Origin of the sequence: Sorangium sp. So ce1504, assembly GCF_051521635.1 — a bacterium.
Taxonomy (GTDB): domain Bacteria; phylum Myxococcota_A; class Polyangia; order Polyangiales; family Polyangiaceae; genus Sorangium; species Sorangium cellulosum_B.
The window spans coordinates 552,454-565,982 of the sequence record NZ_CP150365.1 but is presented as its reverse complement, the minus strand read 5'-3'; the positions used below and the strand labels follow the sequence as shown (position 1 = coordinate 565,982).

At 71.6% G+C, this 13,529-nt stretch carries 10 protein-coding genes; 7 read left to right on the top strand and 3 right to left on the bottom strand.

The features are described 5' to 3' along the window. The first annotated feature begins 7 nt into the window (after window positions 1–7). From WMF39_RS02110 to WMF39_RS02095, 4 genes are all read left to right on the top strand, one after another. The gene (locus WMF39_RS02110; protein ID WP_437743887.1) at window positions 8–844 is read left to right on the top strand and encodes a TrmH family RNA methyltransferase; all 837 of its coding nucleotides are present in this window, start codon (window positions 8–10) and stop codon (window positions 842–844) included. Between the two features lie 13 nt (window positions 845–857). Further along, window positions 858–1,556 carry a hypothetical protein gene (locus WMF39_RS02105; RefSeq protein ID WP_437743886.1) on the top strand — a complete coding sequence of 233 codons (699 nt, stop codon included), beginning with the start codon at window positions 858–860 and terminating at the stop codon, window positions 1,554–1,556. Window positions 1,557–1,767: 211 nt separating this feature from the next. After that, the gene (locus WMF39_RS02100; protein WP_437743885.1) at window positions 1,768–4,164 is read left to right on the top strand and encodes a (Fe-S)-binding protein; all 2,397 of its coding nucleotides are present in this window, start codon (window positions 1,768–1,770) and stop codon (window positions 4,162–4,164) included. Window positions 4,165–4,542: 378 nt separating this feature from the next. Then, the gene (locus tag WMF39_RS02095) at window positions 4,543–4,698 is read left to right on the top strand and encodes a hypothetical protein (RefSeq protein WP_437531283.1); all 156 of its coding nucleotides are present in this window, start codon (window positions 4,543–4,545) and stop codon (window positions 4,696–4,698) included. 69 nt (window positions 4,699–4,767) lie between these two features. On the opposite strand, the gene WMF39_RS02090 is transcribed toward WMF39_RS02095, so the two are convergent. Continuing rightward, complete coding sequence (locus tag WMF39_RS02090; protein WP_437743884.1) at window positions 4,768–7,131, bottom strand: autotransporter assembly complex protein TamA; 2,364 nt, start codon at window positions 7,129–7,131, stop codon at window positions 4,768–4,770. Window positions 7,132–7,376: 245 nt separating this feature from the next. Between WMF39_RS02090 and WMF39_RS02085 the strand changes: the two genes are divergently transcribed. From WMF39_RS02085 to gspC, 3 genes are all read left to right on the top strand, one after another. Next, window positions 7,377–7,964, top strand: a complete 588-nt coding sequence (locus tag WMF39_RS02085) for a ubiquinol-cytochrome c reductase iron-sulfur subunit (RefSeq protein ID WP_437743883.1) — start codon at window positions 7,377–7,379, stop codon at window positions 7,962–7,964. Beyond that, entirely contained in the window at window positions 7,961–9,754 is a 1,794-nt protein-coding gene (locus tag WMF39_RS02080; RefSeq protein WP_437743882.1) for a cytochrome b N-terminal domain-containing protein, read from the top strand. Before WMF39_RS02085 ends, WMF39_RS02080 begins: the two co-directional genes overlap by 4 nt. A 333-nt stretch (window positions 9,755–10,087) precedes the next feature. Beyond that, window positions 10,088–11,047: a type II secretion system protein GspC gene (gene gspC / locus WMF39_RS02075; RefSeq protein WP_437743881.1), complete on the top strand. Its 960-nt coding sequence runs from the start codon at window positions 10,088–10,090 to the stop codon at window positions 11,045–11,047. Window positions 11,048–11,073: 26 nt separating this feature from the next. On the opposite strand, the gene WMF39_RS02070 is transcribed toward gspC, so the two are convergent. Together WMF39_RS02070 and WMF39_RS02065 are read right to left on the bottom strand one after the other, a co-directional pair. Beyond that, the gene (locus tag WMF39_RS02070) at window positions 11,074–12,675 is read right to left on the bottom strand and encodes a serine/threonine-protein kinase (protein WP_437743880.1); all 1,602 of its coding nucleotides are present in this window, start codon (window positions 12,673–12,675) and stop codon (window positions 11,074–11,076) included. 165 nt (window positions 12,676–12,840) lie between these two features. After that, window positions 12,841–13,443 (bottom strand): hypothetical protein, encoded by a 603-nt coding sequence (locus tag WMF39_RS02065; RefSeq protein WP_012232997.1) that lies wholly within the window; start codon window positions 13,441–13,443, stop codon window positions 12,841–12,843. Window positions 13,444–13,529: the final 86 nt, after the last annotated feature.

Sequence of the window (13,529 nt, the reverse complement as noted above, 5' to 3'; positions counted from 1 at the left end):
CCCCGCCATGCGCCGCTCGACCCCCAATTGCTCGTTCGTCGCGCAGGAGCAGCGAAGGCTGCTCGCCGCGCTCGACTCCCTCGACGTCGCCGACGTCGCCCGCATCCTCGAGGAGTTCGTCACGGACGAGCGCAGGGCCCGGCTGCGCGGCGTCATCGCGGCGCGGCTCGACGCCGTCACCGTGGCCATGGATGCGCCGCACGATCCGCACAACGGGGCCGCCGTGCTCCGCTCCTGCGACGCGTTCGGCTTGCAGCGCCTGCACATCATCGAGCGGGCCGAGCAGTTCCTGGTCTCGAACACGGTCTCGCGCGGCTCCGAGCGCTGGGTCGACGTGCGCACGCACGTGACCACCGAGGCCGCGATCGCCGCGCTCCGCGCCTCGGGGCACGAGCTCGTGGCGACCCACCCGGAAGGCGAGCTCACCCCGCGCGACCTCTCGAGCATCCCCCGCCTCGCGCTGGTGCTCGGCAACGAGCGCGACGGCATCCGCCCCGACCTGGCCGCCGCCTGCGCCCGCGCCGTGCGCGTCCCCATGCGCGGCTTCGCGGAGAGCCTCAACGTGAGCGTCACCGCGGCGATCCTGCTCGAGCACGCGACGAACGGCCGTCCCGGCGACCTGCCGGAGCCCTACCAGATCACGCTCTATGCGCGCGCGCTGGTGCTCACCGTCCCCCACGCGGCGGAGATCCTGGCCGCGCGGGGCATGCACCTGCCCCTGCCCCTCGGAGGAACGCCGCCCCCTCCCCCGAAGCCGCGCGGCCCCAAGCCGCGGAAGCCGCCCGCGCCGCCCACGCTCGAGACGCGCAGCGCCGGCGCCCCGCGGGAGCCTGAAGGCGGATAACATGCAGCTCCCCATGCGAAGCCCCGGTCCCCCGCGGCGCGAGCCGCGCGCCCGTCGCGCCGCGCCGCGCCCGCCGGCGCCTCACGGCCTCCGCGAGCGCCTCGCCCGCGCGGCGATCGACGTCGCGCGCGTCGCGCGCGGCGCGACCGCCCTCGCCCTGCTCCTCGCCGGCTGCATCGAGGTGCCGCCGCCCCCGCCCAGGCCGCCCCTCCAGCCGAAGGACATCAAGGTCCCCGAGGGCGTCGGGCTCGAGATCGCCTGCACACCGACGGGGGTCGAGCTCTGCTTCGACGCCCGCGACAACAACTGCAACGGCGTGATCGATGAGGGCTGCGGGCTCCACACAGGGATCCTCCAGTTCACGATCGCCTGGGAGGAGCCCGAGGCCGACGTCGATCTCAACGTCTATGACCCGGCGGGAGAGCTCGCCCGCGTCGGGGAGCCGACGGCGAGCGGCCTCATGAAGGACCGCGACTGCCCGCGCGTGAGCGGCGAATGCCAGGAGCAGAACGTGGAGAACGTCTTCCTCACCGAGGGCGAGCCGGCGCGGGGCCGCTACCGCGTCGTCGTGCGGCTCGACAAGCTGAACGACGCGACGGCCCCCATCCGCGTCCGCCTGAGCGCGCGGGTCGGCCAGCGCTCGTACAGCATGGCGCTCGATCTGTCTCCCTCCGCCGCGACCGAAGAAAAGAGCGTCGAGTTCACGCTCTGAGCCGCTCGCGGGGCGCGCGCCGCCCGCGCCCCGCCGCCGCGCGAGGAGCCCCCAGCGCGCACCGACGTATCCGCCCTTGCAAGAACAGAAATCCGGCGAAGGCGCCCCGCGCGCTCCCTCGCCGCCGCGCGGTTGACGTCCGGCAGTCGCCCACCTTAAAAGATGTGGCCATTTTACACCTGGAGACGCCCCGCGAATGAATCCCACGTGGATGCTCACATTGCTCGTCGGCCTCTTCGCCGCCTTTGCGTGGAGCGCCAACCGGCGTTGGCAGCTCCTCAAGGTCGGGCGCGGGGAAGACCGGCTCGACCGGATCGCCGAGCGCCTCAAAGGCACCTGGGAGTACGCCTTCCGGCAACGGAAGATGGGTTACTACCCGCTCGCCGGGCTGGCGCATAAGCTCATCTTCGTCGGATTCCTGGTTCTCCTGCTCCGGACGCTGATGCTGTGGGGGCGCGGCATCGACCCGTCGTTCGATCTGTGGATCCTGGGGCACGAGCCGGTGCGGCTTCCGGGCATCGGCGCGGTGCCGCTCGGCGGAATCTACGAGTTCGTGAAGGACGTCATGGCCACGCTGGTCGTGATCGGCGCGCTCGTGTTCATCTACTACCGGGCGATCAAGCGCGAGCGGCGCATGACCCTGTCCGGCGAGGGGCTCCTCATCCTCGGCATCATCGTCACGATGATGGTGAGCGACATGCTCTATGACGGCGCCTCGCTGGTGCTCCACCACCGCTGGTCCACGGCGGCGTGCGGCCCCGCGGACGCGGCGCTCTGCGAGCGCGTCGCCACCGTGACGGCCCCGTTCGCGGGCGTCCCCGCGGACCCGGCGGCGCTCCGCTGGCACCTGTTCCCGGCCCCGGCGGGCTCGCTGTTCGCCGTCCTCCTGAGCGGCGCCAGCCCGGGGACGCTCGTCGTGCTCGCGCACATCGGGTTCTGGACGCACGTCACGCTGGTGCTCGTGTTCCTGAACCTGCTCCCGCACTCGAAGCACTTCCACATCATCACGTCGATCCCGAACGTCTTCACGCGCGACATCGAGGCGCGCGGCCGGCTGCCGCTCGTCGCGGGCAGCGCCGAGGCGATCGGCGAGATGGTCATGAAGGCGGCCGAGGAGCCCGAGAAGGCCGCCCCGGTCGGCGTCGCGCGCATCGAGGACTTCACCTGGAAGGCGATCCTCGACTTCTACACGTGCACCGAGTGCGGCCGCTGCAGCGACAACTGCCCGGCCCACAAGACGGGCAAGATCCTGAGCCCCAAGCAGCTCACCCTGGACCTGCGCGATCACCTGTACGGCCGAGAGGGGGAGTTCATCAACAGGCCGGGCGGCGCGCGAGGCGAGCCGCGCGCCGACGGCCACGCGGCCCAGGCGAACGGGCAGGCCACCGACGGGGCGGCGGCGCAGGACGGCCAGGCAGCGGAGGCGGCGGAGACGGCGGAGACGCAGGAACGCGCCGAGCACGCGGAGCAGGCGGCCCCGGAGAACCCGGTCCCGGTCCCCGAGGTCGCGTACAAGCCGGTCGACCTCGTGGCGAACGTCGTCCATCCGGACGTGCTCTGGGCCTGCACGACGTGCCGGGCCTGCGAGGAGCAGTGCCCGGTGATGATCAGCTACGTCGACAAGATCGTCTCCATGCGCCGCCACCTTGTCCTCGTGAAGGGCGAGTTCCCGGCGGAGCTCGGGAATCCGTTCAACGCGATGGAGGTCAACGGCAACCCCTGGAACCTCGCGCGCATCGACCGCGGCAACTGGGCCGAGGGGCTCGAGATCCCGACCATGGCCGAGAAGCCGCAGGCCCCCGTGCTCTACTGGGTCGGCTGCGCGGCGAGCTACGACGACCGCGCGAAGAAGATCGCCCGCGCGACCGCCAGGCTCCTGAAGGCCGCCGGCGTCGATTTCGCCATCCTCGGCCAGGAGGAGACCTGCACCGGCGATCCGGCGCGCCGCGCGGGCAACGAGTACCTCTTCGCGATGCTCGCCGAGCAGAACGCCGCGACCCTGAACGGCTACAAGGAGCAGGGCGGCGTCCGGAAGATCGTCACGACCTGCCCCCACTGCTTCAACACGCTCGCGAACGAGTACCCCGACTTCGGCGCGAAGTTCGAGGTCGTGCACCACACCGACTTCCTGCTCGGCCTGGTCGCCGAGAAGAAGCTCGTCCCCAGCAAGCCGGTCGAGGGGAAGGTGGTCTTCCACGACTCCTGCTACCTCGGCCGCTACAACGACGTGTACGAGCAGCCGCGCGACATCCTGAAGCGCATCCCCGGGTTGCAGCTCGTCGAGGCCGAGGGGTGGAACCGGCAGAAGGGGCTCTGCTGCGGCGCCGGCGGCGCGCAGATGTGGATGGAGGAGCAGAACAAGGACCGCGTGAACGTCAAGCGGACACTGCAGCTGCTCCAGACGGAGGCGAAGACCATCGCGACCGCCTGCCCGTTCTGCCAGACGATGATCACCGACGGCCTCAAGGATCAGTCCAAGGAGGAGTCGATCCGCCAGCTCGACGTGGTCGAGCTGCTCGAAGAGAGCTGCGCTCTCGACCGCTCGGCCGGCAGCCGCTCGGCCGCCGTTCAGGACGCCGCCGAGACGGCCGCGTCCGCCAGCGCCTGATCCGCCAAATTCCGCCACCATTGCACGCTGGAGCGGTACGTCATGCAGGCCATGACGCGCCGCTTCAGCGTGTTCGCCTACATGTGCGCCCTGGAGCAGGCCTGATGGTGTTCAGGCACAGCCTTCTCGTGCGTCCCGTCTCGGCCTGAGCTAGATTCGGCCCTGCCGCCGGAGGTGGATGTGATTGAAGGCGCTCTGAAGGGGACCACGAACCTGGACCCCTGCCCTACGCCGGAGGGGACCGCAAGTGCGGATTACCGGCTCACAGGGACACTGGCCCATACGATTTGCGTCTCGGTCGACGCGATCGCCGACAATGCGCTGCGCGCGCGTCAAGCAGCCTCAGGCGCAACCGAGCTCCGCTGCGACGTGTGCAACGTGGCCATCACGGGGGAGCCCCACGGGCGCGGCCTCTACGTGTGGTCGCGCGGCGACGAGCTCCGGTTCGAGGAGCCTGCCCTCTGCTGCCTCTGCTCGGTCGCCATCGGGATGACCGCGCTGTCCGCCTGGAACGTCGAAGAAGAAGAGGGCTGATCGCCCGCGGCCTGCCCGAAGGCGCGGGCCCCACCGCCCTCCGGCGCCCGCCGGACGGATCACCGCACGTCAGAACGCCTCGCCGATCGCCAGGTTCACGGCGATGGGCAGCACATCGAACAGCTTGCCCGGGGGCCGCTCGTCCGCGGGCCAGCCTGCTGCTTCTGTCTCATTGCAGACGCCGAGCACCTGCAAGCAGGGGATGCGGTAGCCGACGTCGAAGCGCAGCGGTCCGACCGGGGTGACGTAGCGCAGCCCGAAGCCCGCCGAGAGGTGCAGGCGCTGCGCTCCCGAGCGGAACAGCCGGTGCTCCCGGGTGACATCGCCGGCGTCGGCGAAGATCACCGTACCGAGGCTCTCGCCGAGCGGTATCCGCAGCTCCAGGCTCGTCTCCCACAGCAGACGGCCTCCGATGGGGACCAGCGGGGCGTCCTCCTCGTCGGCGCTGTCGCCGGCTGTCAGGCTCGGCACGCGGGCGTGCGGGCCGACCTCGTTGTACCCGTATCCGCGGTTGCTGGTCGCGCCGCCGCTGAAGAACCCGCGGAACTGCATCAGCTGAAGGTCGGCCCCCACGTCTCTCCGGCAACGGTCCCTGTCCAGGCCCGCGAGGGCGTCGCACTGGGCAGGATCCACGGAGGCGTCGCCGTAGTCGCCCGTGAACAGCCACCCGGTCATCAAGCGGAAACCCAGCGTCCATCTCCTCGAAACAGGGAAGTAGGCGCGAAACTCGGGCTGAAGGCGGATGTCGCGCGCGGAGTGAAACCGCCTGTCCCGCTCGTCCTGCGCCTTCTCGCCGACCAGGGCCTCTGCGATCGCGGTGTCGAACGCCAGATAGCCGGCCAGCTGCGTGTCCAGCGCGATGTAATAGCCGTGATGGGGGGTGACCCTGTCGGGCTTCCCCGCCTCGTTCAGCCGGCGGTCATAGGACACAAGCGCCTGGAGGTAAGGGATGAAGAGGGTCCCGAACCCGGAGGGCAGCCGCGCCGAATTGTAGGTGAACGGGCTGTTCAGCTGGACGTTGTAGAGGAGGGCCGCGTTCAGGTCCGATTTCAGGAAGGGCCGCTCGACGCCGATGGAACCGACGTACTCGCGGTAGCCGACGATCGCGTGCTCCGGAGCCTCCTGGGCAGCCTCTGGTGCAGCTCCTGACTCCCCCTCGCCGGCGCCCCCCTTGTCCGGCTTGGTGCAGAACTCACCTGTCTGGGGGCAGTAGAGCTTGAACGAGCCGCGCAGCACCGCGGCCGTGCGCCGCTCGATCGCCCCGGGCTGGCGGAGCTCGGACCGGAGCTGGATCTCCGGCAAGAGGCGGAACGTGTCCCCGAGCTCCTTGCCGAGCAGGTTCGAGAACTCCACCGGATAGAAGACGAGCCCCGGCCGGGCCTCGATGCTGAAGCGGCGCAGCCCCCCGAGGAAATTGCGATCCTCCCACCCGGCGACGAGGTGCGCCTCGACGCGCGAGCCGACCTCGGCGCCTCCGCCGAGCTTCACGGCGCGCAGCGCGGACGGCTGCACGGAGAAGGTCACGGGGACGACAGGGTTCCTGGGCTGTCCGGGCGGCGCGAGCTCGGGCTTCACGGCGACGGAGCCGAACACGCCGAAGTCGGCGAGCGCCTGCTCTGCGTCCGCCAGATCCGCGGTCGAGAAGCGCTCGCCCTCCTCGATGCCGATCGCCGTCCTGACGGGCCCCTCGGGCAGCTCGCCGAGCCCCTCGAGCTTGACCTTGCCGAACCTGCACTCGGGGCCGAGCTCGATCGTGTAGCGGATCCGCGCCTCGTTCTTCACGAGGTCGACGTCGACGTGCCCCTCCACGTTCGCGTAGGCGAAGCCGCGATCCGTGAGCACCCGGAGCAGGTTCTTCTTGAGCTCCTCGTAACGAGCCTCGTCCAGGCGCTCGCCGACCTTGAGCTCGTCCTTCGCCTCGGTCACCGGCCGGCCGATGTCCCTGCCCTTCTCCAGGGTCCAGTCCCGCCACGCGAGATCCACCGACGCGATCTTCACCGGCGCGCCCTCGGAGACGACGATGCGCACCCGCACGCGCCCCTCCTTGCCGGGGCCGCCGAAGCGCTGCACCCGCGCCGCCCGCACCCGCGCCCCGTAGAACCCGCGCGCGCGGTAGTACCGCTCGATGCGGGCCAGGTCCCGCTCGAGGACGAACCGGTCGAAGCGCTCGTACTCGACCGTGAGCGCGTCCCAGACGCTCAGGATCGGCACGGGCTCGAGCGCGCCGCCGAGGAGGCGCGAGCTCTCGGCCGTCGCGATCCGCGCGGCGAGCTCGTCGCCGCTGATCACGTCGTCGCCGTCGAACGAGACGTCCTCGATGGCGCACCCGCTGAGGTCGGGACGCGTACACGCTGGCGGTTGACGCGAAGCGGCACACGCGGAGGCCCCGAGCACGGCGAACATCACGAGCGCTGCGGCGACGGGACGAGGCATCGGGACCTGGACAACTGAAAGAGAACTTTCGGCTGTGCCGGCCGAAGCGCAATCGCCCCGATGTGCGCGATGGCGAGGATTCAACGTTACGCCTGTGTTTTCGATATGCTGCGTCCGCTTCGGCCGCCGGGGGCCCCGCTCCAGTCTGGGCGGCCTTCGAACAGTGGCGCGAGCGAGGGAGAGCCTACGAGATGGCAGAGCCGACGCAAAAGGAACCTGGTGCCGGTGGGTACCTCGGACATGGATTGCCGCACGAACCTGGGCCTCACGGGGTGCCCGCGAGCGCCGGCGCGCCGTCCGCGGGCCCGGCCCCCGAGGAGCGGCGTGGCGCCCTGAAGGCGCTCGTGGCGATCGGCGGTCTGGCCTGCGCCGGCGCGATCGCCGTACCGGCGGCGAGCTTCATCGCGGCTCCCGCCGCGGGCAGCGCCGGCGCCGCGGGCGGGCGCGAGCGCTGGGTCCGGGTCGGGCGCCTCGCGGACCTCCCGCCGGGTGAGCCGCGGCGGCTCAAGGTGATCGGCGAGGAGCGCGACGCCTTCACGGTCGCGAAGGACCAGATGCTCGGCGCGATCTGGGTCATCCGGGAGGGCGAGAAGATACGCGCGATGAGCGCCACGTGCCCCCACCTCGGCTGCGGGATCGATCTCAACGACGACAAGAAGAGCTTCAACTGCCCGTGCCACGCGTCACGCTTCGGCCTGTCGGGTGCGCCTGAGACGGGGCCGTCCCCGCGCCCCATGGATCCGCTCGCGACGCGGGTCGTCGATGGCTGGCTCGAGGTGGACTTCCGGCGCTACCGTGACGGGGTCGCCGAGCTCCAGGAGATCGCAGGATGAGCCTCGGCGACTGGCTGAACGAGCGCATAGGACACCGCGAGCCGCTGCGCCGGTTCCTCGACGCGCCGATCCCCGGCGGCGCGCGCATCGGTTACGTGTGGGGAGGCGCGCTCGCGCTGCTGCTGCTCGTCGAGGTCGTCACGGGCGCGCTGCTCATGTCGGCGTACGCCCCGAGCGCGACCACGGCGTGGGCGAGCGTCGCGCACATCAACTTCACCCTGCGCGCCGGGTGGCTCATCCGAGGCCTCCACTACTTCGGAGCGCAGGCGCTCGTCATCTTGATCGCGATCCACGTGGCGCGGATCGCGCTCCACGGGGCGTACCGCGCGCCGCGCGAGATCGGCTGGTTTTTGACCCTCGGCCTGCTCGGCGTGATCCTCGGCTTCACCTTCACGGGCAACCCGCTCCCGTGGGACCAGGACGGCTACTGGGGCGCGCGCGTCGAGACGGGCATCATGGGCTCGGTCCCGGTGGTCGGGTCGTTCACGCAGCAGCTCGTCATCGGCGGGAGCTCGCTCGGCCACCTGACGCTGACGCGGCTCTACAGCCTGCACGTCTTCGTGCTGCCGGCGGTCATGGCCTTGCTGCTCGCCGCGAGCTTCGCGCAGTTCCGCAGGCACGGCTTCGGCACGCCGCACGGCGCCGACCTCGGCAAGGCGGATCGGTTCTACCCGAAGCAGCTCGGCCTGATCCTGCTGGCCGTGGCGCTCGTGCTGGTCGTCGTGTTCGATCTCGCGGCCATGGGGCACGGCGCCCCGCTCGAGGCGCCGGCGGATCCCGTCAGCGACTACAACGCCCGCCCCGCCTGGTACTTCCGCCCGCTCTTCGAGCTGCGCAAGTACTTCCCTGGCTCGCTGGAGCTCATCGCGACCGTCGGCCTGCCGGGGGTGGTCGGGCTGTACCTTGCCCTGCTGCCGTTCATCGACAGGAAGCCCGGCCCGCTCCGCGCGCGGCTGCCGGCGCTCGCGCCGCTGTTCTTGATCGGCCTCGGGGCCGTCGGCCTGCTGGGGAAGTCGTTCGTGAAGGACGCGAAGGACGAGGGCTTCCAGCGCTCGGAGGCGCAGAGCGCCGCGCGGACCGCGCGCGCGGTGGCGCTGTTCAAGCAAGGCGTCCCGCCCGAGGGAGCGCTCGCGATGCTCCGGAACGACCCGGAGACGCGGGGCGAGGACCTCTACAAGAAGGAGTGCGCGAGCTGCCACCGGCTCAACGATTTCGGCCCGCCGAAGGACAAGCAGACGGCGCCGGACCTCACCGGGTTCGGGACGAAGGCCTGGGCGCTCGAGGTGCTGAGGGATCCCGACGCCGACCACCTCTTCGGCAAGACGGCGTTCAAGGAGATGATGCCGTCGGCGGTGAAGCCGCCCGCGGATCCCGAGGCGGCGAAGGTGTTCACGCCGATGAGCGCGGCCGACCAGGAGACGATCGCCGCGTTCCTCGAGGGGCAGGCGCGCGGGGAGCCCGGCGCCGGGACGCCCGGAGAGAAGATGGTCCGGCAGCGGTGCACGAGCTGCCACCGGCTCGACGGCAAGACCGACGACGAGGAGTCGGCCGCCCCCGAGCTCCGCGGCTGGGCCTCGGTCGCGTGGATCGAGGCGCAGATCACGAACCCCGGCAGCGGCAAGGCCTACCCGCCGGCCGCGATGGCGAAGGACCTGGAAGGCCACATGCCGGCGTTCGAGGAGAAGCTCGCCGCGAACGACCGGAAGGTCCTCGCCGCCTGGGTGTACCGCCGCGGCCGCGGTGAGCCCGGGACGACGGTCGCCGCCAAGGCGCCCGACAAGAAGCCCTGAGCGAGCCGCCCGCCGGCGCTCGCTGCCCCGCCCTTTCCTCCTCTCGATCCCCCTCTCGATGAGCGCCGCCGCGGCGCGCGCGCGGCTCGTGGACGCGCGCCGATCCGTTCGGGTCAAGGCGCGCGCTCTGACAGGCGCTCGCGCGGGCGCTCCGGCGCGACGGGCCGGCACGCGCGGTGCTGCGCGTCCCGAGAGGGAGGGTCGGTGGCGACATTGTGCACGGTCGCCTCCACGCCGGCGTGCGCGCGGCGCTCGCCTCGCGCGCACGCTGGCGTGCGCGCGGCGCTCGTCCCGCGCGCGGGCGGCGATCGAGCCCCAGAAAGAGCAGGACCCGTGGACCTGGATGCGGCTGTGAAGCACCACTTCCTGTGGATCGCGGGCACGATGATCGCGTCCGCCGCCTACTTTCAGGCGTCGGGGGTGTCTCACTTGATCGGGAGGACGATCATCCCGGACAGAGCCACAAGGCTCTCTTCCACGCCCCCTGCGTCCCACCGCGCGCTGCGCGACGGCCTCCACGCGACGAGCGCTGAAGCGATCCTCCAGCGCAACCCGTTCGACTCGGCGACGGGGCCGCTCCTCCCGCCCCCGGGCGGCGCTCCCGAGGAGCGCGCGCCGGCGGCGCACGGCGATCCGTGGAGCGATCCGACCTGTGACGCCGGACGCGTGGTGCTCATCGCGGCGTCGCAGGACGCCGCGTGGTCGTTCGCGGCCATCGAGGGCCCCGACGGGCAGACGCAGCTCCGCCGGCTCGGCGGCGACGCGGCGGGAGGCACGCTCACGCGCATCGCGTGGGACCGCGTCTGGATCACCGCGGGCGGCGCCCGCTGTCAGATGCAGCTCGGGAAGCTCGGGAAGAGCGCGCGCGAGGAGGCGCCCGCGCCGCAGCCCCGGCCTCAGGCGAGGCCGGTCGGGAGCGACAACAACCTGAACTCGATCCCGCCGGAGATCGCCGCCCGCATCCGGCGGGTGAGCGCCACGGAGTTCAACGTCGACCGCGCGGCGGTCGATCAGATCCTCGAGCAGCAGGCGCTCCTCATGCGCTCCGCCCGGGTGATCCCGGAGCGACGAGGAGACCAGGTCGTCGGGCTGAAGCTCAGGATCAGGCGAGGCTCGCTGCTGGAGACGCTCGGGCTGGAGAGCGGAGATACCCTGAGGTCGATCAACGGCTTCGACGTCACCGATCCCCAGAAGGCGCTGGAGGCCTACGCGCGGCTCCGGACCGCGAACCGCCTGTCCGTCGCGATCGAGCGCGGCGGACAGCTGATGACGGTCGACTTCAACATCCGCTGAGGACCTGGGCCGGGCGCGCGCGGAGCTCAGCCGAAGGCGTCGACGGCCGCCCTGGCCGCCTGGCCCGAGAGCGACGGCGGCGCGACCGCCTCCCACCACGCCGCCGCGTGCTGCTCGGTCCAGTCGGCGTCCATGCGGAGCGCGGCGAGCCGCTCGGACAGCTCGCGCGCCGACTGCGGCCGCCGCGCGGGGTCCTTCTCGAGGCAGTCGAGCACGATGCGGTCGAGCGCGGGCGGGATCGCGCGCGCCGCGCGCTTCGAAGGCGCGACGGGCGCCTCCGTCGCGTGGAGCAACATCGTCTTCATCGCCGTCTCGGCCTCGAACACGAGGGCGCCGGTGAGCAGCCAGTAGGCGACGCACCCGAGCGCGTAGATGTCGGTCCGGCCGTCGATCGGGCGGTCGCCCAGCACCACCTCCGGGGCCATGAACGCGGGCGTGCCGGTGATCGCGTTGTCCGCCGTCAGCTTGGAGGGATCCGCGTCTTTCCTGCGCTGGGCCACCAGCCCGAAGTCGAGCACCTTCAAGAAGTCGAGATCTGCGCCGTAGCGGCACAGGAAGAGGTTGGCGGGCTTGATGTCGCGGTGCACGAAGAAGGCCTTGTGCGCCTCGTGGAGCGAGTGGCAGGCCTGCCGGAGCAGGTGGACCACGCGCGCGGGCGGCTGCGGGCCGTCCAGCTTGACGAGGGTGTCGAGGTCCATGCCGTCGAGCAGCTCCATCACGTAGTAGAACGACCCGTCGCGGGCGACGCCGAAGTCGAAGATGCCGATCGTGTGCGGCGATCGGAGCGCGGCGGTCGCCTGCGCCTCGCGCTCGAACCGCGCCTTCGCGTTGCCGTTGCTCGATGGCTCACCCTGGAACGCCTCGGGCCGGATCAGCTTCACGGCCGCGGGGCGGGCGAGCATCCGGTGCCTCGCCCGCCACACCTCGCCCATGCCGCCGCCGCCGAGCCGCTCGACGAGCCGGTAGCTGCCGAGCTCCCGCGCCGCGTCGAGCTTGCGCCCGAGCCCGAAGACGACGCGCGACACGAGGACGGAGAGCGCGAGCGCGATGACGCTCGGGAAGAAGCGGCGGAGCATCGCCTCGTACGAGGGCGGATCCATGAAGCCCGAGCGGACGAGCACCCAGAGGCAGGCCGGATCGGTGAGGATCGCCAGCGTCGAGGTGAACAGCGTGCGCACGCTCGGGGCGGGGACGATGATGGGAAACATGAGCACCCAGACGGCCACCGGCGGCCATCCCGGCAACACCGGCCCCTCCGGCCACGGCTGCGCGTTGGAGATGACCGAGAGCAGCGCGGCGCCCAGGATCTTGTAGGCGAACGAGAGATCGACGATCCGCGGCGGCGACAGGAGCCCCTTCCGCGCGATGACGAAGAGCGCGGCCGAGACCAGCATGAACGGCAGGAAGACCGCGACGCGGATCGGGTACGGGCCGAGCTCGAGGCCCGGGAAGATCTCCGACACGAGGAAGCCGAGGGAGCCCGCCACGATCGTGCAGAGCGCCATCCACGCGACGCGCCTCGTCGCCTCCTGCTCGAGGTCCGGGGGGAGGCGCGGCGACAGCCACTCCCAGCGCGGCCTCGCGCAGGTCTTGCTGGCGTCGGGGCCGAGGAAGACGGTCTCGCTCATGGAGTCGCGCGCGCGGCCCACGGCCGCGTCGGTCTGCTCTAGGGGAGGAGGAAGGCGGCGGGAATAGAAGAGTCGCGCGCGAGGCGCACGCCTCTCGGCACGCGCACGGCCGGGCGTCTTCGCGTGCGGGCGGACTCGGCCAGCCCGCGCGGGGGAGCGTTACTTTTACTTGATGAAGACCTGCGCGGCCGCGATCCCCGCGCCCTTCGTCGCCTTGAGGATCACCTTGCCCGGACCGCCGATCGGCAGGGGGTTCTTCCAGCAGCCGGAGGCCTTGCCGCCGAGCGTCGCCGCGGCGCCGGTGGTGCTGTCCTGCGCGAGCACGACGGGCGGCAGCGCGGGCGCGGGCTGCGACACGAGCTGGATGTCGAGCTCCTGGACCCCGAGGCCGATGCCGACGACGGTGTAGCACTTGCCGGGCGAGATGTTGATCTGCTGCTCGAGCGCCTGGCCCTCCTGGAACTGCCCCGCGAACGGCCCGCCGTCCGGCTTCATCCCCGGGGCCTCCGTCGTGCCCATCCCTTGCAGGATCGGCGTCGCGGCCACCGCGGCGACCGGCGGGATCGGCGTGGCGGCGGAGCCCGCGGGCGCGGCGGTGGTGGTGGGCGTGGGCACCGCCGTCGCCGGCGTGGTCGGCACGGCAGAGGCGCACCACTGGCCCGGAGGGCACGGGTTGTTGGGGTCGATCGTCGGCTCGGGGGTCGACGAGCACGCGAGCGCTCCGAGCGCGGCGAGGGAGAGCGGGAGTACGTGGAAGACACGCATCATGAGAATGCTCCTTCGATGGGCATGAGCTCGCCCGATCGCAGAACGAGTGCCAGCGCTTCTTACACCGGCTGCGGTTCGACGTGTGG